Genomic DNA, 25336 nt, shown 5'->3' on the forward strand with positions numbered 1-25336 from the left:
GATGGGCTGACCAACTTGGAATGCCCAGGCTCGTCTAACCTCAATCTCTCGAACCGCCTGGTGCGGACCCGCATGCCGGGTGGTGTGGCAGGGGTGCGATCACATCGAGCGCCCCCTATGCCGATTTGGAGCTGTAATGGTAAGTCGCGGACGGGATCAATCGCTGTCGAGCTCGATACACTGCACCTTCTTCAGCGGGCTGAAGGTCATCCTGTGCAGCGAGCAGGGACCGTGCTTCTCGATACCGGCCCTATGTTGCGCGGTGCCATAGCCGGCATGCGCGGCAAAGCCGTAAGCCGGAAAGGTGCTGTCGGCGCGCGCCATCATCCGGTCGCGCGTCACCTTGGCGACGATCGATGCGGCGGCGATCGAGACGGAGCGCGCATCACCCTTCACGACTGCCTGGCCGGGGCAGGCGAGCCCAGGCGGAACGTCAAGCCCATCGGTCAGGACAAAGCTAGCTGGTATCGACAGGCCGCAGATGGCGCGGCGCATGGCATCCAGACTGGCCTTGCGGATATCGGTCTCATCGATGCGCGTCGAACTTGAAGAGGCGATCGAGACGGTCGCGGTTGCGAGAATCTGAACGAAAAGCTCTTCGCGCCTCAGGGCCGAGAGCTGCTTGGAATCGTTCAGGCCTTCAGGAATGCGTTTCGGATCGAGAATGACGGCTGCCGCCACGACGGGACCGGCCAGCGGCCCCCGTCCGGCCTCATCGGCACCTGCAACCGGCCAGTGACCGGCCTTGCGCGCCTTCAGCTCCAGCCGGAAATCCGGCACGAGGGGGACATCTTCGAAAAGCATGGGAGAATCGGGTGACGTGCGACGGCTCATGCAGCTGACCCTCGCACGCCAACCCGATTTCCTGCAAGTCCCCGGATCAGGGCGGCGGGCCGGGGACTCCAGCGCGGAAGGGCAGGGCGACCATCCGCGAAGCTGAAATGTCAGAGCAGCGAGAGCTGGACGCCGCTGCCATCGGGCGGAACGAACAGGTCGTCCCGCAGCCGCATGCTGCGCCGGGTCATGCCCAGCCGTTTCGTCGCCATTTCGAAACGGCGCGCAATCTGCCAGGCATAGGGTCCGGCGCCCTTCATTCGCTTGCCGAACTCAGCATCGTAATCCTTTCCGCCGCGCATCGAGCGGACCAGCGACATGACGTGACGATAGCGGTCGGGATAGTTCTGCAGCAGCCAGTCGCGAAACAGCGGCGACACCTCGAGCGGGAGACGCAGGATGACATAACCCGCCTCGGTGGCACCCGCCGCGTGCGCCGCATCCAGAATTCGCTCAAGCTCATGGTCGTTGAGCGCCGGAATCATCGGGGCAGCCAGGACCGATGTCTGGATGCCTGCGTCGGAGAGTGCGCGGATGGCCTCCAGCCGGCGCGTCGGCGTCGAGGCGCGGGGCTCCATAGTCCGCGCCAGCTTTCGGTCGAGCGTCGTCACCGACAGTGAAACGCGGACAATGTTTCTCTCCGCCATCGCCGAGAGAATGTCGAGGTCGCGCAGGATCATTGCCGACTTGGTTACGATCGAAACCGGATGGTTCGCCTTTTCGAGCACCTCAAGGATCTGCCGCATAATGCGCCATTCCTTTTCGATCGGCTGGTAGGGATCGGTGTTGGTGCCGATCGCGATCACCCGCGGCTTGTAACCAGGCTTCGCCAATTCTCGCTCCAGGAGTTTCGCCGCATCCGGCTTGGCAAACAGCTTGGCTTCGAAGTCCAGACCGGCCGAAAGGCCCATATAGGCATGCGTCGGCCGCGCGAAGCAGTAAATGCAGCCATGCTCGCAGCCGCGATAGGGATTGATCGAGCGGTCGAAGGGAATGTCCGGCGACTCGTTGCGGGTGATGACCGTTCGCGGCTTCTCGATCTGCACGTCGGTCTTGAACGGCGGCAGATCCTCAAGGTTCTGCCAGCCATCGTCGAACGCTTCCCGACGCAGAGGCTCAAAGCGCCCGCTCGGATTAAGCCCGGCCGCACGCCCACGGCGGCGGTCGACATCGATCCGCAGGCCGGCAGATACGATCATCGTATCGGCAATATCTGCCGTATGGGCAGGCGCGAATGCGGCCTGCCCTGCAAGGGACTGCTCATTCATCGGATTCTCCGCTGGCGGAAGCTTTGCTTCCATCCGTTTTGATGATTAAATTCCTATCGGCAAAAAGAGAACAATGCAAGAACAAAATGAGGAAAGTGTCGCTGGCAAAGTTTTGTGCGGCGCTCTATGAATAGGCAATGTTGACAGTTGTACTGGAATGCCAGGATCAGGAACCGGAACTGGCGCAGACGTTATCGGTGTTGGTTGCAGGCGCAGTGGAGGGGCTCGTCAGCGACGTCGTGGTGCTGGACCACGACTCGCGGGATGGAACGTCGAGGGTGGCCGACGCCGCCGGCTGCCGCTTTCATTCACAATGGGATATCAAGGATATAGTGCATTCGGCGCGAGGCGATTGGCTCCTTTTCGTGGAACCGGGGGCGCGACCGCAGACCGGCTGGATCGATGAGATTGCTGAGTATATGGCCCTCAACAAGCTGCCGGCGCGGTTCACCGCGTCGCGTGGATACCGGCGGCCTTTCCTGCAGCGTATCGGTCGTGCTTCGTCGCCGCTGGAGCTTGGGCTTCTCCTTTCGAAGACGCAGGCGATCACTGCCGCAAGAAGCGGAATGCGTCTCGCGGAATTCGCGAAGGGGCAAAAGCTGCGCAAGCTCAGCAGCGAGCTGATTCCATCCTGGGTCGCGCGCGCGGCGCGATAGTAGGGTAGGGCGCTGCTGCACGTGCCGCCCATGCGATAATTGGCGCCCGATACAATTTTGCGCTATAATTCCATCATGGCGCCGCCCGAGCGCCTCGCTTCGTGACGGTCGACCATGGAATGCCGGCAGGCGGCAGAACAGGTCAGCGGAAGTCTCCTCTTCTGCCGGTTTCCGGCAAAAGGAGGTGCGTCATGAAACGCAATATGATCCGCGGCCTGATAGCGGCCGTCATATTGACGACATCGATGATCGCGCATCCGCATTCGGCAGCATCGCAGATGATGCGCAGTTGCGCAGGCCGATCCGAGGTCGTCAATTTCCTCGACAAGAATTTTGCCGAGAGACTGACGGCGGTCGGGCTGATCAACCAGAACGCCATGCTTGAGGTCTACGCCGCGCAGAGCGGCACGTGGACGCTGCTCATCACGGATGTTCACGGCGTAAGCTGCATCCTGCTGTCGGGTGATAGCTGGGATACGATGCCTGCTCTGCCGGGCATAGGGGCATAGAGCGGCAGACGGTCGCCTGCCGAAGCAGTCCGTTACTTGCCGGCGCCGCGCTTCAGGTGCTCATCGAGGCGCGGCATGATCTCCACGAAATTGCAGGGCATGTGGCGGTAGTCGAACTGGGATTTCAATATGCCGTCCCAGGCGTCCTTGCAGGCGCCAGGCGAGCCCGGCAGCGCGAAGATGAAGGTCGCGTTGGCAACGCCCGCCGTGGCGCGGGACTGGATCGTCGAGGTGCCGATCTTGTCGTAGGAGATACGGTGGAACACTTCCGAAAAGCCATCCATCCTCTTCTCGAAGAGCGGCTCCAGAGCTTCCGGGGTGACGTCGCGGCCGGTAAAGCCGGTTCCCCCCGTGGTGATGACGACGTCGATATCGTCGCGTTCGGTCCACGCCTTCACGCGGGAAGCGATCGCCTGCCGATCATCGGGGACGATCGCGCGGTCGACCAGCCGGTGCCCCGCCTCCTTGATTCTGGCGGCCAGCGTATCGCCGGAGCGGTCATCGGCAAGCGTGCGTGTATCCGAGACCGTCAGCACGGCAATGCCGACAGGAATGAAGGGACGCGTTTCATCCAAACCCGGCATCATGACCTCCCGCAGTCGTTTCCGTGGCTTCGAAATACCAGTCCGGCCGTTCGCTGTGAAGCGCGGCGGCGGCGTCTTCCGCCGCCGCAAGCGTAGGGAAGATACCGTAGCAGGTCGCACCGGAACCAGACATGCGAACGAAAGATGCGCCCTGCTTCTTGAGCATCGTCGAGATCTCGGCAATTTCGGGCAGCAGGTCGCGAGCGACCGGCTCAAGGTCATTGCGCGTAGCGCGTATCGCCTCGACCCAGTTGAAACGCGGCGTCATGTCGAGCGGCGGATTGGCCTTGTTCGTCAGCCTTCGGAAAACCTCGGGCGTTGATACGCCTTTCAACGGGTTTGCCAGCACCATGGCAAAGGCCGGCATGTCGTCGACAGGCACGATTTGCTCGCCAATGCCCCTGGCGATCAGCGGTCTGCTCGCCAGGCACATAGGCACGTCGGCGCCAAGTCGAATGGCGATTGCCTCGATGGTCGCGTTCAGAAGCGAGACATTCCAGAGCCGCATCAGACCGCGAAGCGTAGCCGCCGCGTCGGCCGAGCCGCCGCCGATACCGGAGGCAATCGGCAGGTTCTTTTGGAGATGGATGCGGACGGCGGGAGCGGAGCCGCCCTCGCGAGCGATCGCCTCGCGCATAAAGTCCCGAGCCTTCAGGACGAGGTTGTCGTCGCGGCTGTCGTCAAGCGCCTCGGCAAAACGCCCGGAGATCACGAATTCATCTTTATCCGCCAGCGCAAAGCCCAGCCGGTCACCATGTTTGGTGAAGGTCACGAGCATGTCGAGCCGATGGTAGCCATCGGATCTCTGGCCCGTCACATGCAGGGCCAGATTGATTTTTGCCGGAGCGTCCTCGATGACCGTCACGTCATCGCCCATACTCGCCTCTGGCATCGCCGATCAGGACTTCTTATCGGTAGGCTTCGGTTGGATCGGCGCCGGGTCAGGCTGTTTCTTGTCCGCAGCCTTGGAGTTGTCTGTATCCTGCGGCAGGCCGTTGGCGATCTTGTCCTTGATCTTCGGGATCTCGGATGCCTCAGGGTCGGAGCCGAGCGCGCGGTTCCACTGGTAGACGGCTTCGAGCTTGCGTCCGACGCGCCAATAGGCATCGCCCAGATGGTCGTTGATCGTCGCGTCGCCGGCCTTGATCTGCGCAGCCTTCTCCAACTCCTCAACCGCTTCGGCGAAGCGGTTCAGCCGGAAATAGGCCCAGCCGAGAGAGTCGATGATGTAGCCATCGTCGGGACGCAGGTCGACCGCCTTCTTGATCATAGCCAGCCCCTCGTCGAGGTTCCGGTTCATGTCGATCCACGAGTAGCCAAGGTAGTTTAGAACCTGCGGCTGATCCGGGTTGAGCTCCAGCGCCTTGCGGAAATTCGGCTCGGCCTGGTCCCATTTCTTCAGGCGCTCATAGGCAATGCCACGCTGGAAGAAGACAGTCCACGCGCCCTTGCCCGGCAGTGGGCCGATAACTTCGACAGCCTTGTCGTAGTTTTCGGCCATCGCGGCGTAATCCTTCACGTCCGACAGCACGCTGCCATAGGCGAGGTAGCTGCGAACGTCGTTCGGATCGGAGGCAATCAGGTTCTGAAGGTGCTTGCGTGCCTCATCCACCTTACCGCCCTGTGCAAGTGCAAGGCCGAGCTGAAGCTCGGAGATGCGGCGCATCGGCGAGTTCTCGGGTACCTGCTGGTAGAGCGCGATGGCGCGGTCCATCTGCTCCTGTTTCTCGGCAATGCCACCGAGCATGACGAGCGTATCGGCGCTATCGGGATCCAGCGTCTTGGCGGTCTGCAGGTAGAGCGAAACAATATCCTCGGCGCCGTCGCGGTTCAGCGCGCCACCGATGGAGAAGAGCACGCCGGCAGCACCCTGCTTGGCCGTCTGGATCTGCTGCTCCTGCTTCTCGCCCTTTTCGATGCTCTGGCGCAGCGCTTTGAGCGGCGCGTAGTTGGGCAGCAGGTTGTCGCCGACGGAAATTGCGTCGAGCGCCTTCTGCTTGTTGCCCTGTGAGGCTTCGAGCCGGGCAAGAGCGATGACGGCGCGCATGAAGGTATCAGGAGCGGTCGCGCCGCCGTCCTTGTCGAGCACGGCGTCGTTGAGGTTCTGGCGAGCGGCCCTGATGTCGCCGTTCACGATCGCGATCGCGCCGGCATTGTATGACTTGAAGATGCCGACCCAATCCGGTCCCTTCATCTTCTGGATCGTGGTGAGGGCTTCCTTGCCACGGCCGGCGCCGACGCGGGCCCAAGCGGCGAGCAGATCGTTCATCATCCGGTCGAGATCGTTCGGTCCGGTATATTTCAGAAGGGATTCAGCCGTCTTGTATTCGCCACGGCGAATGGCATCCATGCTGCGCACGATGGTCGTGATGCGCTCGACGGTCGGATCACCCTTCAGGTCGTTGGCGTATTTCACGCCGTCCTGGATGTCGCCGTTCAAAAGCAGCGAGATCATCAGGCGCTGGCGGATTTCCGGATTTCCCGGCTCGATCTGCAGCGCCTTCTTGTAGAGTTCGATCGCCGTCTCGTAATCGTGATCGACATCGGCGGTCCGGGCAGCCAAAAACGCACCGGAGAAGCTCGTGACGCTATCCGGATCGAAGATCACTGTCGCGGCATCGTCCTTCTTGGCCGTCTCTTCGGCATTCACGCCGCCGAGCGCTGCCAGCGATATGACCGCTGCCATGGCTGCGCTCGAAAGAAGACGGATGGCAAGTTTTTGCCGCATTAGAAAACCTCTCTTGTGGCAGCCGGCCTCGTCCGACTGCAAATCAGTTGAAATGACTGACTCACAACAGGATGGCTTTTTTGAAGCGGTCCTGCAATAAAATCAGCCCGCGATCAGTGACCGTCGATTAATTGACGCGCTCGATGCAAAAGTCGATGACTTCCATCAGGGCCGATTTCCATGCCGTGTCGGGAAGGGGCGCAAGCGCATCGCGTGCGATCGTGCCGTAGTGAACCGCCCGGGCGATGGTATCGTTCAGCGTGCCGTACTTGGTAATCAGGCCAAGTGCCTTTTCGAGATGCTGGTCGCTGCTTTCGCCGCCTTCAATGGCCTGACGCCAGAAGGCGCGTTCTTCCTCGGTGCCGCGGCGATAGGCCAGGATCACAGGCAGCGTGATCTTGCCCTCGCGGAAGTCGTCGCCGACATTCTTGCCGAGATCGGCTGCCTTTCCGCCGTAATCCAGCGCGTCGTCGACCAGCTGGAAGGCCAGCCCGAGGTTCATGCCGTAGGACTTCAGCGCGTTGCGGCCGGATTTGCCGGCATCGGCGACGATCGGGCCGACTTCGGCAGCCGCGGCAAACAATGCCGCCGTCTTCGCGCGGATGACGGCGAGGTAGTCGTCCTCAGTTGTTTCCATGTTCTTGGCGACGGAGAGCTGCAGCACTTCGCCTTCCGCGATCACGCAGGCAGCCGAGGAGAGCACGTCGAGCGCTTCGAGCGAGCCGACCTCGACCATCATGCGGAACGCCTGGCCGAGCAGGAAGTCTCCGACGAGCACGCTGGCCTGGTTGCCCCAGATCATGCGAGCCGTGGACTTGCCGCGGCGAAGGTCGCTCTCGTCGACCACATCGTCATGCAGCAGCGTCGCGGTGTGCATGAACTCGACCGATGTCGCAAGCTTGATGTGGTTTTCGCCCTTGTAGCCGAACAGCGCAGCCGAGGCCAAAGTCAGCATCGGGCGCAGACGCTTGCCGCCGGACGAGATGAGATGGTTGGCCACCTCAGGAATCATCTGGACGTCGGAACCGGCCTTGGAGAGAATAAGCTGGTTGACCCGTTGCATGTCCGCCTTGGTCAAATCGACCAGCGGCTTGACGGATGCCAGTTTGTTTTTGCTTTCTTCAAGCGGTATGACCACGCCCAACGACCCGGACTCCTGTTAAATTATTGGGTTCGACAATAGAAAGGGGCGATTGGCGCGGCAAGGGGTGAATTGTCGCGTCGCGCAAATTTGAAAGGGATTTTCCCGCAAATGCATGAACTTATTCGCGCCAATGATCCCGTACTGCTCTCCTTTGCGGAGAGTCTGCTGAAGGATGCGGGGATTCACTGCTTCATCGCCGATCAGGGCATGAGCATTCTGGAAGGGTCACTCGGCATGCTGCCGCGCCGGCTTCTCGTCGATGATGACGAGGCGGATCGGGCGCGCCGCATTCTCGTGGATGCCGGGCTCGGCGACGAACTGCGGATGCCGAAGTGAGCTTTTGATGACGGAAGATGTTGCCGAGACCATAGATGCCTTTCACCGGGGGCTGTTCCATGTGGTGCAGCCGAAGGGCAGGGGGCATCGCTCGGGCATGGATGCAATGCTGCTCGCAGCGCTCGTTGCCGACGATCGTCCGATCAAGGTTGCCGATCTCGGTGCCGGCGCGGGTGCTGCAGGCTTGGCCGTCGCGTCACGGCTGCCGGCCGCGGAAGTCGTGCTCTTCGAGCGCTCGGGCGAGATGGCTGACTATGCGCGCCGCAGCATCCTCCTGCCTGACAATGCGCATGTGGCCGGCCGCGTTTCAGTCGTCGAGGCGGATGTGACGCTAAGGGCGAAGGCGCGAAACGAAGCCGGTCTTGTCGATGAGAGCTTCCATCATGTCATCATGAACCCGCCGTTCAACGATGCAGGCGATCGCCGGACGCCCGATGCCTTGAAGGCGGAGGCGCATGCGATGACGGACGGACTGTTCGCAAGCTGGGTGCGGACGGCCGGGGCGATCATGATCCCCGGCGGACAATTGTCCTTGATTGCGAAGCCGGAATCGATCGCCGAAATCATCGATGCCTGCGGACGCCGTTTCGGCGGCATCGAGGTGACCGCAATCCATCCGCGCGAAGGCGAGAACGCCGTGCGCATCCTCGTCACGGCGATAAAAGGATCGCGCGCGCGGCTTTCGCTGCGCGCGCCACTCATCATGCACGAGGAGGGGACGCATAAATTCTCCCCCTTCGTGGACGATCTCAACAATGGCCGGGCGGCCTATCCCAGGCGCTAGCCGGTCACGAAGTCAAACAGCAGCTTGACGTTCAGGCCGGCAATCAGGACCGCGATCACATAGGCGATGGCGCTCAGCCAGCGCGGGGCGACCAGCGCACCCATCTTCGCCTTGCTGGCGGTAAACATCACCAGCGGGAAGACGGCGAAGGAGAGCTGGAGGCTGAGCACGACCTGCGTCAGGATCAGCAGTTCCGCCGTCCCTTGGTCGCCATACCAGATCGTGACGAAGGCGGCCGGAATGATGGCGATCGCGCGGGTGATGAGGCGGCGAACCCATGGCTGAAGCCGGATCTTCAAGAAGCCTTCCATGACGATCTGGCCGGCAAGGGTTGCCGTCACCGTCGAATTCAGGCCGCAGCAGAGCAAGGCGATGCCGAAGAGCGTTGGCGCGATTGCCAGGCCGAGCAGCGGCGAGAGCAGCGCAGATGCTTCGCCCAGTTCCACGACATCCGTCTTGCCGTTGGCGTGGAAGGCGGCTGCTGCAAGGATCAGGATCGATGCGTTGATCAGCAGCGCAAAGCACAACGCTATGGTCGAGTCGATCGTGGCGTAGGTCAGCGCCTCGCGCTTCTCCGGCACCGAATGGCCGTAAGCGCGGGTCTGGACGATGCCGGAATGCAGATAGAGATTGTGCGGCATCACCGTGGCGCCGAGAATGCCGAGCGCGAGGTAGAGCATCTCGGGGTTGGAGACGATCTCGGTCGTCGGGAAGAAGCCCCGGATCACGGCGCCCCATTCCGGATCGGCAAGGAAGATTTGCACCCCGAAGCACACCGCAATGATACCGAGCAGAGCGATCACGAAGGCTTCCACCCAGCGGAAGCCGATCTTCTGCAGATAGAGAATGAGGAATACGTCGAGCGACGTGATAAGCACACCGAGCTCGAGTGGGATTCCGAAAAGCAGATTGAGGCCGATCGCCGTGCCGATCACTTCGGCAATGTCGGTGGCGATGATGGCGACTTCGGCAAAGGCCCAAAGCGGCACGGAAACATATTTCGGGAAGGCGTCGCGGCAGGCCTGGGCGAGGTCGCGACCGGAACCGATGGCAAGGCGCGCACAGAGCGACTGCAAAACGATCGCCATCAGGTTGGACAGCAGAGCAACGGTCAGCAGCGCATAGCCGAACTTCGATCCACCGGCGAGCGAGGTTGCCCAGTTGCCGGGGTCCATATAGCCGACGGCCACCATGTAGCCGGGTCCGAGGAACGCAGCGATCCGGCGCCAACGTGTGCCATGCTTGTGCGTCTGGACGGAACGGTAGACATCGGAAAGCGATGCCTCTTCGCGCTCGTGTCGCCAGCCGGTCTTTGCGTTCGGATTTACGATGTCCATGCAGTGTCCGCCTACTATCAATGCGGCCAGTATGTCTGATTAGAATGATAATGCAAGTCATTCGCAACAAGAATTCTGAACTGGCAGATGTTTTCTGCGCCGGCCATTGCGTTTGCCGCGCCGTTGCATACATGGAAGACGTTCGCTGATCTTGTCGCAAAGGATGGAAAATGGCCGGATTTTTGAAGAGGTTGCTTCCGAAGCGGTTCCGCAAGGAAGGCGTGGTCATCCCCGTCGTTCGACTTCACGGTCCGATCATGAGCGGCGGAAGCCAGTTCCGGCCGACCCTCAATCTCGCCGCAACTTCACAGGTCCTCGAAAAGGCTTTCAGCTTCAAGGATGCGCCGGCGGTCGCCATCTCGCTTAATTCACCCGGCGGCTCCCCGGTCCAGTCGCGGCTCGTCTTCGCGCGCATTCGCGATCTTGCGCGTGAAAAGCAGAAGAAGGTTCTCGTCTTCGTCGAGGATGTTGCGGCATCCGGCGGTTACATGATCGCTCTTGCTGGCGACGAAATTATTGCCGACCCCACCTCCATCGTCGGCTCGATCGGTGTCGTCTCCGGCGGCTTCGGCTTTCCCGAACTCTTAAAGAAGATCGGCGTAGAGCGTCGCGTCTACACGGCGGGGGAAAACAAGGTAATCCTTGATCCGTTCCAGCCCGAGAAGGAAAAGGACATCGAATACCTGAAGACCCTGCAGCTGGAGATTCATCAGGTCTTCATCTCCATGGTTCGTGAACGCCGCGCCGGAAAGCTGAAGAGCGACGAAGTGGTCTTCTCCGGACTTTTCTGGACCGGCACGCGTGGTCTCGAACTCGGCCTCATCGACGGGCTCGGCGACATGCGGCAGGAGCTGAAGCGTCGCTATGGGGCGAAGACCAAGCTCGAGCTGGTGATGCCCGCGCGCGGCCTTTTCGGAAGGCGCATTCCGGGTATATCGTCAGCCAACTTGGAAGGCGCCGGAGCTGGCCTTGCGACCGGACTTATCGAGGCCGCCGAGGAGAAGGCATTGTGGAGCCGCTACGGGCTCTGAGGGATAAAAGGCTGGCATTATGCCGCAACTGATAATCATCATCGTGCTGGTGGTCGGAGCCTGGCTTCTCTACCGCCGCTTCGTTGCCGATGCACAGCGGCTCGCCGAGCGATCCCGGCGTGCCGAGAAGGAGCGCCAGACGGGCGCCATCGGCACGCTGGTCAAGGATCCGGTCACCGGCGAATATCATCTGAAGAAGGACGAGGACGAGTAGGGCCGCAAAAGCCTTGACCCGTCTGGCGCGGCGTGGCACCTGTCCGCGCACTTTTTGTACGAATTCGGAAGCCGTTCCATGTCTGCAGCAATTCCCGACCACATGAACCCGAAGCGCTCGTTCCAGGCGCTGATCCTCACGCTCCATAACTATTGGGCGGACAAGGGTTGTGCGGTGCTGCAGCCTTACGACATGGAGGTCGGTGCCGGCACGTTCCACCCGGCAACGACGCTGCGCGCGCTCGGCCCCAAGCCGTGGAAGGCCGCCTATGTGCAGCCGTCGCGCCGCCCGTCGGACGGCCGCTACGGCGAGAACCCGAACCGTCTGCAGCACTATTATCAGTACCAGGTCATCCTGAAGCCGAATCCGTCGAACCTGCAGGAGCTCTATCTCGGCTCGCTGGCTGCGATCGGCCTCGATCCGCTGCTGCACGACATCCGTTTTGTCGAGGACGACTGGGAAAGCCCGACGCTCGGTGCCTGGGGTCTCGGCTGGGAATGCTGGTGCGATGGCATGGAAGTGTCGCAGTTTACTTATTTCCAGCAGGTCTGCGGTATCGAATGCTCGCCCGTCTCGGGCGAGTTGACCTATGGTCTCGAGCGTCTGGCGATGTATGTGCAGGGCGTCGACAACGTGTACGACCTGAACTTCAACGGCCGCGAAGGCGACGAGAAGATCAGCTACGGCGATGTCTTCCTACAGGCCGAACAGGAATATTCACGCCACAATTTCGAATACGCCAATACGGAAATGCTGCATCGCCACTTCATCGATGCCGAAAAGGAATGCCAGGCGCTTCTCGCCGCCGGCGCTCCTGGCGACAGCGATAATCAGAAGCTGCACAAGTGCGTCTTCCCAGCTTACGATCAGTGCATCAAGGCGTCACACGTTTTCAATCTGCTGGATGCGCGCGGCGTCATCTCGGTTACCGAGCGTCAGAGCTACATCCTGCGTGTGCGGACGCTGGCGAAGGCCTGCGGTGAGGCCTTCCTGCAGACGGATGCGGGTGGGGTGAACTTGGCGAAAACCGCCGCTTGAAGAGCGGCAGTCAGCGGCGCTCGTCGCTTCTGATCTCGACGCGGCGTTCCACCGGACGAGCCTTGCTGGACGAAAAAAGTACGTTGCGATGGCCAGTATGTTGAGCAGGAAAATAAACGCGCTCATGGTCTGAATGATCCTTGCCGCAGTTTGCGTATGCACGCTAGTTCAACGTGCAGAGTGAAAATAAGGCTTCGGCCGGTGCGACGGTATCGTGATTTTTCACTACCCCCCGTCCAGTGATTGCCCCGAAAGAGGGCCGGAAAGCGGGATGACAATCTGCGGTAACCCGCATAGTCTCCGGGCATACTTTCGGTCGTTGCGGGGGATTCGCGAATGTATGTAATTCTTGGCCTTATTGTTCTGGTCGCGCTCTATGCCGTCTTTGTCTACAACGGCCTTGTTCGCGCGCGGCAGATGGCCGAGGAAGCCTGGTCCGGTATCGATGTGCAGCTGAAGCGCCGCGCCGACCTGATCCCGAACCTGATCGAGACGGTCAAGGGCTATGCCGCCCACGAGAAGACGACACTCGAAGAGGTCGTTGCCCTCCGCAATAAGGCGCAATCGGTTCCGACGGGCGACGTCGCCGGTCGCGCTCAGGCAGAAGGCCTGCTCGGCCAGGCGCTTGGACGTCTGCTGGCACTCGCCGAAGCCTATCCCGACCTGAAGGCAAACGAGAATTTCCGCGAGTTGCAGACCTCGCTGGAGACGATGGAAAGCGAAATCCAGATGGCCCGCCGTTATTACAATGGCGCCGCCCGTGATCTGAATGTCAAGGTCGAAAGCTTCCCCTCCAACCTTGTCGCTGGCCAGTTCGGGTTCCAGAAGCGGGACTATTTCGAGATCACCAACGAAGCGGATCGCGCCGTTCCGACCGTAAAGTTCTGATATCCGCCATTTGCCTTTGCGTAAAAACTGCTATGAGCAGGGCATGATCGTGGCCTGATGTGGCCCTCGCGCAAAGACGGAAAAGACAGGCAATGAGTAAAGACAAGCTCACCATCATCCCGCCGGACAAGCCGCTGACAGGTCGCGCCGTCCCGCCCGGCTCGAAATCGATCACCAACCGCGCGCTGCTCCTGGCAGGTCTCGCGAAGGGCACGAGCCGCCTGACCGGCGCTTTGAAGAGCGACGACACGCGCTATATGGCCGACGCTCTCCGCGCCATGGGTGTCATCATCGAAGAGCCGGATGATACGAGCTTTGTCGTCACGGGCAGCGGCAAGCTGCTGCCGCCGCAGGTGCCGCTTTTCCTCGGCAACGCCGGAACGGCGACGCGCTTCCTCACGGCCGCTGCCGCCCTGGTGGATGGCACCGTCGTCGTCGACGGCGACCAGCACATGCGCAAGCGCCCGATCGGTCCGCTGGTCGATGCACTGCGTTCGCTCGGCATCGACGCGTCGACCGAAACCGGCTGCCCGCCGGTCACCGTCAAGGGCACTGGCCGTTTTGAGGCGAGCCGCATCCAGATCGATGGCGGCCTGTCGAGCCAATATGTCTCGGCGCTGCTGATGATGGCTGCTGGCGGCGACAGGGCGGTGACGATCGAACTGCTAGGCGAGGACATCGGCGCGCTCGGCTACATCGATCTGACCACAGCGGCGATGCGCGCCTTCGGCGCCAAGGTCGAGAAGACGAGCGCGGTGACCTGGCGCGTCGAGCCGACCGGCTACGCGGCAGCTGATTTCGTGGTCGAGCCCGACGCCTCTGCCGCGACCTACCTCTGGGCTGCGGAGGTGCTGACATCAGGCAAGATCGACCTCGGCGTTGCAAACGGCGCGTTCACGCAGCCGGACGCGAAGGCCTATGACCTGATCGCCCAGTTCCCGCATCTTCCCGCGGTTATCGACGGCTCGCAGATGCAGGATGCGGTTCCGACCCTTGCTGTGCTCGCCGCCTTCAATGAGACGCCGGTCCGCTTCGTCGGCATCGCCAATCTGCGCGTCAAGGAATGCGATCGCATCCGCGCCGTCTCGACCGGCCTGACGCAGATCCGCCCGGATCTCGCTTACGAGGAAGGCGACGATCTGATTGTCCAGTCCGATCCCTCGCTCGCCGGACAGCGTCTGCCTGCCAAGATCGATACCTTCGCCGACCACCGCATCGCCATGAGCTTTGCGCTCGCCGGTCTGAAGATCGCGGGCATAACGATCCTTGATCCGGACTGCGTCGGCAAGACCTTCCCGGCCTATTGGCGGACACTGGCCGGGCTTGGCGTGACTTATGCCGATGAGAGCTGACATTATCTGACGCGGCCAGGACGCCGCAGGCGAGGGGTATGATGATCCGACGGCTTTCCGGCCTTTGCTTCGTTCTGTTTCTGATGCTTGCGGCGCGTGGCGCCATCGCTGCGGAGGTGATCAACGCCTTCGCGTCAAACATTGCGCTGGAGAAGAGCGGCGCGATGACCGTGACGGAGACGATATCAGTTACCGCCGAAGGCAACCGCATTCGGCGTGGCATCTTCCGCGATTTTCCGCTGACTTATCAGGATGAAAAGGGCCGCCTCCGCCGAGTCGATTTCGACGTCATCGCGGTCAAGCGCGATGGCCGCGACGAGCCCTGGCACACCGAATCCATCGGCGGCGGCATCCGCATCTATGCCGGCTCGGAAGACGTTACCGTGAGCTATGGCCGGCACGAGTATGTCTTCACCTACCGCACCAATCGCCAGATCCGCTACTTCGACGATCACGACGAACTCTACTGGAACGTAACCGGCAATGGTTGGATCTTCCCGATCCTGATGGCGACGGCGACGGTGAACCTTCCAGATGGCGTCAGCTCGATCGATACTGCTTTCTTCACCGGCCCGCAGGGCGCGACGGACAGGAATGCAAAGATTTCAGGCGGCGGAAGTCGACTGTTGTTTTCGACGACCCGGGCGCTGAACGCAGGCGAAGGGCTGACGATCGCAGTCAAGATGCCGAAGGGCTCGATCAATCCGCCGAGCGCTGACGATGAGCGGCGCTGGTGGCTCAGCGACAACCGCGATTACTTCCTCGGCTTTGGCGGTCTCATTCTGGTCTTCCTCTATTACACGCGCTCCTGGCTGAAGGTCGGCCGTGACCCGGCGCGTGGCGTGCTGGTGCCGCGCTGGGATCCGCCTGATGGAATCTCGCCGGCGCTGGTGAACTACATCGACAATCGCGGCTTCTCCGGGCAGGGCTGGACGGCGCTGTCGGCAACGGCCCTCAATCTCGCGGTGCGCGGCTTTGTCGTGCTGGAGGACCTCAAGAACGCGATCGTCATCCGCCGCACCGACAAGCCGGTCGGCAAGGAGAAGCTGGAAGCAGGGGAAGCCAGCCTGCTTAACGCAGTCGGAGCCAAGGGCTCGCTGACGATCGATGAAGCGAACGGAACGAAGGTGAAATCGGTCGGCGACAGCTTCCGCGCAGCTATCGAGCGCGAGCACCGCGGCAAGTACTACAACGCGAATGCTGGCTACACGACCGGCGGCATAGCGCTCAGCGCCGCTTCATTGGTGGCCCTCTTCGTCTTCGGAACGCTTGAACCCGATGCGATCGCCCTGATGATCATTCCGATTGGCGTCGTCGTCTTCATCTCGGTGTTCGTCGCTGGCTTCGCCAAGTCGTTCCGCCCCGGCAGATCGCTCGGCGCGAAGATCATGTCGGTGATCGCGATCGCCATTGCTGTCTTCATCGGCTTCAGCATCGTTTCGTCGCTGGCTTTGGCGCTGTTCTCGTCGCTGGTCGAGTTGCATGAGACGCCGATGCTGTTTGCGATCGGCGGCATCATTCTCCTGAACCTGCTCTACGTCTTCATCATGGGTGCGCCGACCCCGCTCGGTGCCAAGCTGATGGATGGCATCGACGGTCTCCGCCAGTACATGACGCTGGCCGAGAAGGACCGCATGAACATGGCTGGGGCGCCTGAGATGTCGCCCCAGCATTTCGAGAAGCTCTTGCCCTATGCCGTGGCGCTTGGCGTCGAAAAGCCCTGGTCGCGCGCGTTTGAAACATGGCTTGCTGCTGCGGCGGCGGGTGCCGCTGCAGCGGCCTATGCTCCCTCCTGGTATTCCGGTAATTTTGGCAGCGGCAATTTCTCCGATCGCATCGGCGGCTTTTCTTCGTCGATGGCCTCGACGATCGCCTCCACCATTCCGGCACCGCCATCAAGCTCGTCCTCCGGCTTTTCCGGCGGCTCGTCGGGCGGCTTTTCCGGCGGCGGCGGTGGTGGTGGCGGTGGCGGCGGCTGGTAAGGCGTCCTGCTCAATCATTCCTGCTTGAGCCCCCGGCAAGCGACTGTGCTTGACGTAGCAAGTATTCCTGCTTGACCCCGGGCAAGCATTCCTGCTTGACCTTTCGGCGCTCTCCCCTTAACCGCCAGACGGAAACGTGAAAGGGACGGGCATGAAGGTTCTGTTGATCGGATCGGGCGGACGCGAGCACGCATTGGCCTGGAAGCTGGCGCAATCGCCTCTCATGACGGAATTCTACGCCGCGCCCGGCAATCCCGGCATTGCCGACCACGCGACCCTGGTTGCCGTCAATGTCGACGATCATGATACCATCATTGCCTTCTGCAAGGACAAGGCGATCGACTTCGTCGTGGTTGGCCCGGAAGCGCCGCTCGTCGCCGGCATTGCTGACAAGCTGCGCGCCGCAGGCTTTGCAGTCTTCGGCCCATCGGCAGCAGCAGCCCAGCTCGAGGGTTCGAAGGGCTTCACCAAGGATATCTGCGCCCGCTACGGCATTCCGACCGGTGCCTATCAGCGCTTCAACAACCCGCCGAAGGCGAAGGCCTATATTCGCCAGCAGGGCGCCCCGATCGTCGTCAAGGCGGATGGCCTTGCTGCCGGCAAGGGTGTGACTGTTGCCATGACCGTTGATGAGGCGCTTGCTGCCGTCGACGATTGCTTCGAGGGTGCCTTCGGTGCCGCTGGCGCCGAGGTCGTTATCGAAGCCTATCTCGATGGCGAGGAAGCGAGCTTCTTCTGCCTTTGCGACGGTAAGCATGTCCTGCCGCTCGCAACGGCCCAGGACCACAAGCGGGTGGGCGAGGGCGACACCGGCCCGAACACCGGCGGTATGGGCGCCTATTCGCCTGCTCCCGTCATGACCGCCGAGATGGTCGAGCGCACGATGAAGGAAATCATCGAGCCGACCATGCGCGGCATGGCCGAAAGCGGCTATCCCTTCTCCGGCGTCTTCTTCGCCGGCCTGATGATCACCGCCAAGGGCCCCGAGCTTATCGAGTACAATGTCCGCTTTGGCGATCCCGAGTGCCAGGTGCTGATGATGCGTCTGAAGAGCGATCTTCTGCCGCTTCTCCACGCCACCGCCACCGGGACGCTCGATCAGGTGTCCGCCGAATGGACGGATGATCCGGCCCTGACGGTCGTCATGGCATCGGAGGGCTATCCGGGCTCCTACGACAAGGACACGCCGATCCGCCATATCCCGGAAGCGGGCGAGGGCGCCAAGGTGTTTCATGCCGGCACAGCGCTCAAGGACGGAGCGCTGGTCGCAACGGGTGGCCGCGTGCTGAACGTCACCGCCACAGGGAAGACGGTTGGCGAGGCGCAGACGCGTGCCTATGCGCTCCTCGACAAGGTCGATTGGGACAATGGCTTCTGCCGCCGCGACATCGGTTGGCGCGCGATCGACCGCGAAAAAGCGTGAGCAAACCCGAAATCGGGTCAGTTCTCTAAATTTTTACCCTTTCCCCTGACGGGATGGAAACAAAGCCACGCTAGTCTCTTCTCAACGTGAGACGGAGTGTTCCATGCGTCAGGTCATCTTGGGTGCGATAGCTGTGTTTACGGCAGGGTCTGCCTGTGCCTCCTCGATCGAAGTCGTGGGCAAGGACGCGCGCACCAATGGCGGGAGCATCAGCCAGGAAAGCTGCCAAACCTGCCCGCCGCTTGAAAAGGTCGAGCGCAGGAAGGACTACACCGTACCGACGCTGGCACCTGGCGCGCTGCAATCCTCGGAAGTTCGCGACGTCAACGGTGAGAAGAAGCTCTATCGCACCGAAGGCTGGATGGGCGGCTCGCCCGTTGTTTTTGTAACCAAGGCGCCAGCCGAACCAATGACAGCCGCCACGCAGCCGGCCGACAACATCGACCGCGCCTCGACGACGGCTGCAGTCATCGGTGGCGACGTCAAGCCGGTCGCGGCAGGCGTGGCAGGCGTGCCGAAGGAACAAAAGGCGCCGCTCGACGTTTTCAACTTTGAACTTCGACCCTGATTTCCAGTTCCCTGCCCGAGCCTGACCAAAGTTTCGGTCGTCCGGGGTCCACCCCGCGGTGGATAAAATGCGTCCCTGAGAGAAGCAGGGACGCATTTTTTTATTTCTAGTGAGCTTTGCCGAACGGGGAGTTGCCAAAGTTCGGCGCAAGCAGGCGCGCAAGTGCGTGCAATCCAGTCGAAACATCCAGCCAACGCAAATGGTGTTTGGTGCCTTGGCTATCAGCAACGGCAGCGGCAGCTTCAGCAGCCGTCAGCTCGGGAACCGGCTCCGGCGGAGGGGAGTAGATGCGTCCCTGATCGAGGGAAAGGATGGTCAGCGTCGTAATCATGGCCGTCTCCCACTTGCGGTTTTGCTGTGGGAAGCAGTCTCTGCCGGTTGCGGCCTTCCGGTCCTGAAAGGCCCAAGGAAAAGTTCCGAAACGATCCGAAACTAGCGCTCAGGGACACCTGCCAACCTCAACCCGTCGAGGAGGGCAGCAATGCGATCCGGATATTTGCCGGGTTGGCCGACGCGGATGCGCTCGACGGTTATATCAGGCGTCAGTCGTCTCAACGCCGCTAGGTGGCGATGGGCTTCCTCCATGCGGCCGAGATGCGCACTCGCAGCAATGAGCAACCATAGCGTTGGCTCGAAATTCGGATTGCTGGCCAGCGCTCTCGAAGCCCAGGCCACCGCCTGCTCGTATTCTTCGAGGATCACGTGGGCATGCGCGATGCCGCAATGCGAGAAATGCGCGCCGCGGTCACCTGGGGTCAAGCGGTTGGCCCTGTGGAAGTGGCTGAGTGCGTCGTTGACGTTGCCGCAATGAAGATGCCCGATGCCGGCCCTGACAACGACCATCGGGTTGTTGGGATTGGATTCGGCGGCCGCCTGCAGAACTGCAGGACCCCAATCGTAGTCCTTCACCGTCTGCATCAGGGCGACGCCGCAATGAGCCATGACCATGGCGTCGCCGGCGCAGTGCTCCAGCGCCCGCCGCGCCAGTGCGCCGCAGGTTTGCACGTCGTCCTCGGTGAGCGACGGCCAACCCATCGTGTAGCGATGCTCGAGCGCCCATGCCGCATGGGCAAGCAACTGCGCATTGTCAGGCTCGACGGCCAGCCCTTGCATGAGAAGCGCATAGGCGGCAGCGTTATCGCTTTCGATTTCGGTCGAGATCTTGGCCAGCGCCTGCAGGTAGATGTCGTAGGTGGCTACGCTTCCGGGCCTTTCACGTCGTGACCGCTCGATCTCGGCCGTCTGGATCAGCGGTTCGATCAGCGTTGCGACGCGCTCGGTGATGCGATCCTGAAAGTCGAATATCTCGTCCAGCGTCCCGTCGAAGGTCTGCGCCCACATATGCGTGCCGCCTTGACCCTCGACGAGTTCGGCGACAATGCGCAAGCGGTTGCCCTGCTGCCGGATGCTGCCTTCAAGCACGTAGCTGACACCGAGTTCCGCCGCGATCTTGCGCACATCCATCCCGCTGCCCTTGTAGGCAAAGGAGCAGTCCCGGCCGACGACGGCAAAGCTTCGGAACCGGCTGAGGGCTGCAATAATGTCGTCGACGATCCCATCGGCAAAGTAGTCCTGGTTTGGATCGCCGCTAAGATTGCTGAAGGGGAGGACAGCTAGGGTCGGCTTCAACTCCGGGGCTGGAGCAGCGGCTTTCGTTTCAATGTTCGCGCGGATGAAGCGGTAACCGACACGCGGCACCGTCGCAATCCATTCCTGCCCATCGGGTGTAAGACCGAGCACTTTGCGAAGCGCCGCCACCTGGACAGTCAGGTTGCTTTCCTCGACTGCGGTTCCGGGCCAAACGCGCTCCATCAGCGCATCCTTGGAAACAACATTGCCGCGGGCTTCAAGTAACACTTCAAGAAGAGCCGCGCCGCGTTGGCCAAGCGCGACCGCCCGCCCATTCCGCAGCAAGCCGCAGCCGGGATCGAGAACGAATTCACCGAAGGCATGCGAAGCCTCAGCCATGCAGCAAGTATAGCGCAACCGCCAGAGTCGGAAAACTGTACGGCGTGCCTTGCGACACCACTTCAACTTAAGGGCGCGCAGATGAATCAAACTTGCCGCACACTGCAAGAATGCACTGATTATATTTGATAATCCTTTGAGCGCCCGCACTTGGCAATTGTTAATTCATTCACTCTAACTCTAACAACCAAAGCCGGAAGACGCATGATTGTCGTCGCCACGCGTGGTCAACGCAGAGGTCGGGAGTTCATCGATCCGGGATTGCAGCCAGCGCCTGCAGCGCGAGGAAACGGTCGCCCAGAACCATGTTGTCTCGACCATCGGCCAGGCGCTGGAGCTGATCGCCCGAGGTGACCTGACGGTCCGTTGCGCCGATCTAGGCCAGAAGTACGCAGCTCTTCGCGACAACTTCAACGATGCGCTTGCGCATCTCGAAGCTGCCATGGCCAAGGTCAGCGCCAAGGGCGGCGACATTGCCGTCAGCAAGGAAGAGATCCGTCGCGCCTCAAACGATCTGTTGCAGCGCACAGAGCGTCAGGCCGCGAGCCTCGAAGAAACCTCCGCAGCGCTCGATGAACTGACCGTCGCCGTCCGCCAGACCGCCGAAGGCGCCCATGAAGCCAGCAAGCGTGTCGAGGCCGTCAGCGGCGAGGCGAGCCGTAGCGATGCCGTCGTCTCCGAAGCGATCGAAGCGATGAGCGGTATCGAGAAGTCGTCTGCCGAGATCGGCAAGATCATCGGCGTCATCGACTACATTGCTTTCCAGACGAACCTGCTGGCTCTGAACGCCGGCGTCGAAGCCGCCCGTGCCGGCGAATCCGGCAAGGGCTTCGCGGTCGTCGCTCAGGAAGTGCGCGAGCTGGCACAGCGCTCGGCTGCGGCTGCCAAGGAGATCAAGGATCAGATCGCCCGCTCGTCCGGCCAGGTCGATCAGGGCGTCCGTCTGGTCGGCGAAGCCGGCGAGGCGCTGAAGCGTATCTCTGACCAGATCAAGGCCGCCAACGAGATCGTTGCGAAGTTCGCCCACAGCGCCTCCGAGCAGGATACCACGCTGCGGTCGATCTCGTCCTCGATGAACCAGCTCGACGCTGCGACGCAGCAGAACGCCGCGATGGCCGAGGAAACCACTGCGTCGGCCGAGTCGCTAGCAAGCGACACCGACGAGCTTCTGAACCTCATCCGCGGTTTCCGCGTTGGTGACAGCCAGGATTACAGCGCGCAGGTTCGCCGGGCCGCCTGAGGTTCGGGCGCCAAGCAAGAAAACGGTCGTCGGGCGTTCCGACGGCCGTTTTGAATTAAGGGGAGTCGGCCGTCGCGGCCTCGTCGGCAGTAAGCCCTGCGACAAGTTCCTCAATTTCGCGATCGGAGTAGACGGCAATGCCAGCCTGCTTCAGAAGCGCGGCCGTCACGCCATTTGCTGCGAGCTTCTGCCCGGAAAACGTGCCGTCATAGACAAAGCCCGAGCCGCAGGAGGGGCTGCCATCGATCAGCAGCGCATAACGGCAGCCTGTTTCGATCGCGAGCGCCAGTGCATTCTCGGCAGCCCGCTTGAACTCGCCCGTCACATCGCCTCCGCTGACCTCGACGACGCGCGCACGGCCGGAGAGGACATCCTCGCCCGTGGCTGCGCCTTCAATTTCGGCGGGCGGACGCGGCACCGGCATTCCGGCGGACATCTCGGGACAGACTGTCACCAGCCGGCCTTCCTCGATCCAGCGCGCGATCGCGGGATGGGCGAGCGGCTTCGACTGGCCGTCATAACGGACGGCATGGCCCATGAGACAGGCGCTGACGAGGATCTTGTTCATGACTTTGGCATAACGCCAAGGACGTGATAGTTCCAGTCCGCCGTAAGACTTGATGAAGGGATGCAGGGTGCAGCTAAGCATTGGCGCGGACAAGCCATGACCGATCTTGCGGTTTATGCCGCGCTGTTCCTGGCGGCTTTTGCGGCTGCCACGATATTCCCGATGCAGTCGGAAGCCGGCCTCGTCGCGCTCATCCTGGCGAAGCAGCATCCGGTCATTGCGCTGATCGCGGTGGCGACAATAGGCAACGTCCTTGGCTCGGCCGTCAACTGGCTGCTCGGCGTCGGCATTGAACGATTTCGCGACAAGCACTGGTTTCCCGTCCGCCAGCCTGCGCTCGACAAGGCGCAAAGCTGGTATCGGCGCTATGGCAAGTGGTCGCTGCTTCTGAGCTGGATGCCTGTTATCGGCGATCCCATCACCATCGTCGCCGGTGTGCTGCGCGAACCGCTTCCGATGTTCCTGCTGCTTGTGACCATTGCCAAGGCCGCGCGTTATGCGGTTCTCTCGGCGGCTACAATCGGAGTTGCTGGCTGACGGAAATCAGAGATTTCCATCCTTGAATCAAAATCTGAGCAAGGATGGAAATCTGCAGCAAATGTCGGATGTTAAGGCGTCATCCGCACGCCGCATCTGATGCGCTTAACCCGAGATCTTCGAGAAGTCGGCGACCGTGCCGGTTGCCTCGCGGATCAGGCGAAGCAGGGAAAGGCGATTGGCGCGGATTGCAGCGTCTTCGTCATTGACCAACACGTCGTCGAAGAAGCGGTCGACCGGAGCACGCAGCCTGGAGAGCGCTTCCATCGCCGAGCGGAAGTCTTCCTTGTCGACGGCCGCAGAGGCTTCTGCGGAAGCGGTGGTGATGGCGGCAAAGAGCTGCTTCTCGGCGTCGAGTCGGAAGAGATTTTCGGAGACGCCGTCGGCGATCACCGTGCCCTTCTTTTCCTCGGCAGCCAGGATCTGCGTGGCACGCTTGGTGCCGACCAGGAGGTTCTTGCCATCCTCGGACGTGATGAAGGCCGTTAGTGCCTCGACACGGCGGGCGATCATCAAGAGGTCGTCGGCCTCCGGCGTCAGCACGGAATCGATGAGATCGTAGCGCGCGCCCTGATCGCGCAGATAGACCTTCAGGCGGTCATGGAAGAAGGAGAGGAGGTCGAACTGGCGTGACAGGTCGTTGTCGTCAACAGTCTTGCCTATATCCGTATCGATGCGGCCCATGTGGCTGGTGATGCGCGGCAGCAGCGTCAGGCGCACACTCCGCTCGAGAAGGATGCGGATGACGCCAAGGGCAGCCCGGCGCAGCGCAAACGGATCCTTCGAACCGGTCGGCTTTTCGTCCACAGCCCAGAAGCCGATCAGCGTGTCGAGTTTGTCGGCAAGCGCCACTGTGATCGCGACCTTGTCCTGTGGCAGCTGGTCGGACGGGCCTTGCGGCTTGTAGTGCTCCTCGATCGCGGTCGCGACAACGGCATCCTCGCCCTGAAGGGCGGCATACTTGCGCCCCATGACGCCCTGCAGTTCCGGAAACTCGCCGACAGCCTCGGTGCGCAGATCGGCCTTGGCAAGCACCACGGCCCTGTCGACCAGCTTGTAATCGGCACCGACCGGGAAAGCGACCTTTGCGGCCATGGCGCGGATGCGCTCCACGCGCTCACCCTGTGTACCCAGCTTGGCGTGGAACGTCACATCAAGCGCATCGAGCTTCGCCATGCGCTGGTCGAGCGGCTTCTTGAGGTCGAGGTCGAATTTCTTTGCCGAAGCCTCCAGTGTCTCCAGATCAGGCAGATCGCCCTGGTCGCGCTTCCAGAAGTGCAGCGCGTCGGACAGGCGCGCGCGCACGACCTTGCCGTTGCCGTGGATGATTTCCTTGCCGCCGTCGCTGGCTTCGATGTTCGAGACGAGGATGAACTTGTTCGACAGCGTGTCGCCGCCAACAGGGCGCGTCACGAAACACTTCTGGTTCGTCTTGATCGTCAGGCGGATGATCTCCGCCGGAATCGAGAGGTAGTCTTCCTCGAAGCTGCCCAACAGGACCTGCGGCAATTCGACGAGGCCCGAGACCTCTTCGAGCAGGCCTTCGTCCTCGACCAGTTCCAGTCCGTTTGCAAAGGCGACATCGCGGGCATCATGCAGGATGATGTCCTTGCGGCGTTCGCCATCGAGGATCACCTTGGCCTTTTCGAGGTTCGCGATGTAATCGCCGAAACGCTTGACGGTGATGGCGCCGGGCGCATGGAAACGATGGCCGTAGGTCACGTTGGAGGCGACGATGCCGTCGATTGAGAACGGAATGACGACGGTCTCTTCATGCTCGGTGCCGAACGTGCAGACGATCGATTGCAACGGCCGGACCCAGCGCAGCGAGCCCGGCTGAGCGGAAGCCGCGCCCCAGCGCATCGGCTTCGGCCAGGGGAAATCGCGAATGATGCCAGGCATGACATCGCTGATGATCTCTTCAGCGGTGCGACCGGGCTTGGAGATGATGGCGATGTAGAAGTCGCCCTTCTTCGGGTCGCTCTGGATCTGCGCCTCGGAAACGGAAGACAGACCGGCGCCGCGCAGGAAGCCTTCGATCGCCTTCTCGTTGGCGTCGGTGCGGGGACCCTTCTTCTCTTCGCGCACATCGGCGGAGCGCGCCGTCAGGCCGCGGATATCGAGCGTCAGCCGGCGTGGGGTCCAGTATTCGCGCGCACCCTCGTAGGAAAGTCCTGCTTCGACAAGCGCATCGGTCACGAGCTTCTTCAGGTCGCCGGCAGCCTTGCGCTGCAGGCGGGCCGGGATCTCTTCGGAGCGGAGTTCTAGGAGCAGATCTGGCATGTCACTTTCCTTGCCTTCTCTGGGGAAGGCGCCACAAAGGCGGGGCTAAAAACGGTCGCCTCTG

General features: G+C 61.7%; 24 protein-coding genes and 1 pseudogene. 14 read left to right on the forward strand and 11 right to left on the reverse strand.

The genetic code is table 11. The annotated features are described in order from the left end of the window. Positions 1-156 precede the first annotated feature (156 nt). Both IB248_RS27365 and IB248_RS27370 read right to left on the reverse strand, forming a co-directional pair. Entirely contained in the window at positions 157-834 is a 678-nt protein-coding gene (locus IB248_RS27365; protein WP_113471997.1) for a ribonuclease HII, read from the reverse strand. A gap of 110 nt (positions 835-944) precedes the next feature. Further along, on the reverse strand, positions 945-2102 hold the full coding sequence (locus IB248_RS27370) for a PA0069 family radical SAM protein (protein ID WP_026372068.1): 1158 nt from the start codon (positions 2100-2102) through the stop codon (positions 945-947). Positions 2103-2239: 137 nt separating this feature from the next. Here IB248_RS27370 and IB248_RS27375 point away from each other — a divergent pair, with 137 nt between their 5' ends. Next, entirely contained in the window at positions 2240-2758 is a 519-nt protein-coding gene (locus IB248_RS27375) for a glycosyl transferase (RefSeq protein ID WP_018859321.1), read from the forward strand. Between the two features lie 191 nt (positions 2759-2949). Next, a complete protein-coding gene (locus IB248_RS27380; protein ID WP_018859322.1) occupies positions 2950-3267 on the forward strand; it encodes a hypothetical protein in 318 nt (105 codons plus the stop codon). Between the two features lie 32 nt (positions 3268-3299). Here the strand turns inward: IB248_RS27380 and moaB are convergent, their stop codons facing one another. From moaB to IB248_RS27400, 4 genes are all read right to left on the reverse strand, one after another. Then, positions 3300-3851, reverse strand: coding sequence for a molybdenum cofactor biosynthesis protein B (moaB, locus tag IB248_RS27385; protein ID WP_025661923.1), 552 nt, complete (start codon positions 3849-3851; stop codon positions 3300-3302). Next, positions 3835-4743, reverse strand: coding sequence for a 4-(cytidine 5'-diphospho)-2-C-methyl-D-erythritol kinase (locus IB248_RS27390; RefSeq protein WP_051085620.1), 909 nt, complete (start codon positions 4741-4743; stop codon positions 3835-3837). The genes moaB and IB248_RS27390 overlap by 17 nt, the downstream gene beginning before the upstream one ends. A 6-nt stretch (positions 4744-4749) precedes the next feature. Further along, positions 4750-6579 (reverse strand): tetratricopeptide repeat protein, encoded by a 1830-nt coding sequence (locus tag IB248_RS27395; protein ID WP_018859325.1) that lies wholly within the window; start codon positions 6577-6579, stop codon positions 4750-4752. Between the two features lie 127 nt (positions 6580-6706). Further along, a complete protein-coding gene (locus IB248_RS27400) occupies positions 6707-7723 on the reverse strand; it encodes a polyprenyl synthetase family protein (RefSeq protein WP_025661920.1) in 1017 nt (338 codons plus the stop codon). A 108-nt stretch (positions 7724-7831) separates the two neighbouring features. Between IB248_RS27400 and IB248_RS27405 the strand changes: the two genes are divergently transcribed. Both IB248_RS27405 and IB248_RS27410 read left to right on the forward strand, forming a co-directional pair. After that, positions 7832-8059 carry a DUF2007 domain-containing protein gene (locus IB248_RS27405; RefSeq protein ID WP_018859327.1) on the forward strand — a complete coding sequence of 76 codons (228 nt, stop codon included), beginning with the start codon at positions 7832-7834 and terminating at the stop codon, positions 8057-8059. 7 nt (positions 8060-8066) lie between these two features. Further along, on the forward strand, positions 8067-8843 hold the full coding sequence (locus tag IB248_RS27410; RefSeq protein ID WP_192241937.1) for a methyltransferase: 777 nt from the start codon (positions 8067-8069) through the stop codon (positions 8841-8843). Here IB248_RS27410 and IB248_RS27415 read toward each other — a convergent pair. Further along, positions 8840-10180 carry an Nramp family divalent metal transporter gene (locus tag IB248_RS27415; protein WP_018859329.1) on the reverse strand — a complete coding sequence of 447 codons (1341 nt, stop codon included), beginning with the start codon at positions 10178-10180 and terminating at the stop codon, positions 8840-8842. The genes IB248_RS27410 and IB248_RS27415 overlap by 4 nt on opposite strands. Before the next feature lie 170 nt (positions 10181-10350). On the opposite strand from IB248_RS27415, the gene IB248_RS27420 reads away from it, so the two are divergent. From IB248_RS27420 to IB248_RS27455, 8 genes are all read left to right on the forward strand, one after another. Further along, positions 10351-11211: a S49 family peptidase gene (locus IB248_RS27420; protein ID WP_192241938.1), complete on the forward strand. Its 861-nt coding sequence runs from the start codon at positions 10351-10353 to the stop codon at positions 11209-11211. A 19-nt stretch (positions 11212-11230) separates the two neighbouring features. Beyond that, complete coding sequence (locus tag IB248_RS27425) at positions 11231-11425, forward strand: membrane protein (RefSeq protein ID WP_018116661.1); 195 nt, start codon at positions 11231-11233, stop codon at positions 11423-11425. 78 nt (positions 11426-11503) lie between these two features. Beyond that, entirely contained in the window at positions 11504-12463 is a 960-nt protein-coding gene (locus IB248_RS27430; RefSeq protein WP_018859332.1) for a glycine--tRNA ligase subunit alpha, read from the forward strand. A 336-nt stretch (positions 12464-12799) separates the two neighbouring features. Next, on the forward strand, positions 12800-13351 hold the full coding sequence (locus IB248_RS27435; protein WP_113472002.1) for a LemA family protein: 552 nt from the start codon (positions 12800-12802) through the stop codon (positions 13349-13351). Between the two features lie 92 nt (positions 13352-13443). Beyond that, positions 13444-14703, forward strand: coding sequence for a 3-phosphoshikimate 1-carboxyvinyltransferase (gene aroA / locus IB248_RS27440; RefSeq protein ID WP_192241939.1), 1260 nt, complete (start codon positions 13444-13446; stop codon positions 14701-14703). A gap of 41 nt (positions 14704-14744) precedes the next feature. Further along, positions 14745-16685 carry a DUF2207 domain-containing protein gene (locus tag IB248_RS27445; protein ID WP_192241949.1) on the forward strand — a complete coding sequence of 647 codons (1941 nt, stop codon included), beginning with the start codon at positions 14745-14747 and terminating at the stop codon, positions 16683-16685. Between the two features lie 151 nt (positions 16686-16836). Then, positions 16837-18108 (forward strand): phosphoribosylamine--glycine ligase, encoded by a 1272-nt coding sequence (purD, locus tag IB248_RS27450; RefSeq protein ID WP_169682736.1) that lies wholly within the window; start codon positions 16837-16839, stop codon positions 18106-18108. A gap of 103 nt (positions 18109-18211) precedes the next feature. After that, positions 18212-18676, forward strand: a complete 465-nt coding sequence (locus IB248_RS27455) for a plant virulence effector HPE1-like domain-containing protein (RefSeq protein ID WP_192241940.1) — start codon at positions 18212-18214, stop codon at positions 18674-18676. Positions 18677-18782: 106 nt separating this feature from the next. Here the strand turns inward: IB248_RS27455 and IB248_RS27460 are convergent, their stop codons facing one another. Beyond that, the gene (locus IB248_RS27460; RefSeq protein ID WP_018859338.1) at positions 18783-19007 is read right to left on the reverse strand and encodes a hypothetical protein; all 225 of its coding nucleotides are present in this window, start codon (positions 19005-19007) and stop codon (positions 18783-18785) included. A 101-nt stretch (positions 19008-19108) separates the two neighbouring features. Then, positions 19109-20644 carry a winged helix-turn-helix domain-containing protein gene (locus IB248_RS27465; protein ID WP_192241941.1) on the reverse strand — a complete coding sequence of 512 codons (1536 nt, stop codon included), beginning with the start codon at positions 20642-20644 and terminating at the stop codon, positions 19109-19111. A gap of 250 nt (positions 20645-20894) precedes the next feature. Here IB248_RS27465 and IB248_RS27470 point away from each other — a divergent pair. Then, positions 20895-21884 (forward strand): annotated as a pseudogene (locus IB248_RS27470) (methyl-accepting chemotaxis protein); the annotation flags it as partial. A 55-nt stretch (positions 21885-21939) separates the two neighbouring features. Here the strand turns inward: IB248_RS27470 and IB248_RS27475 are convergent. Further along, a complete protein-coding gene (locus tag IB248_RS27475) occupies positions 21940-22452 on the reverse strand; it encodes a DUF523 domain-containing protein (RefSeq protein ID WP_113472034.1) in 513 nt (170 codons plus the stop codon). A gap of 96 nt (positions 22453-22548) precedes the next feature. Between IB248_RS27475 and IB248_RS27480 the strand changes: the two genes are divergently transcribed. Beyond that, on the forward strand, positions 22549-22989 hold the full coding sequence (locus IB248_RS27480; protein ID WP_018859342.1) for a YqaA family protein: 441 nt from the start codon (positions 22549-22551) through the stop codon (positions 22987-22989). Positions 22990-23094: 105 nt separating this feature from the next. Here IB248_RS27480 and glyS read toward each other — a convergent pair whose 3' ends face one another. Next, positions 23095-25272 (reverse strand): glycine--tRNA ligase subunit beta, encoded by a 2178-nt coding sequence (gene glyS / locus IB248_RS27485; RefSeq protein ID WP_169682727.1) that lies wholly within the window; start codon positions 25270-25272, stop codon positions 23095-23097. Positions 25273-25336: the final 64 nt, after the last annotated feature.

The organism is Rhizobium sp. RHZ01 (assembly GCF_014851595.1).
GTDB lineage: Bacteria > Pseudomonadota > Alphaproteobacteria > Rhizobiales > Rhizobiaceae > Rhizobium > Rhizobium altiplani.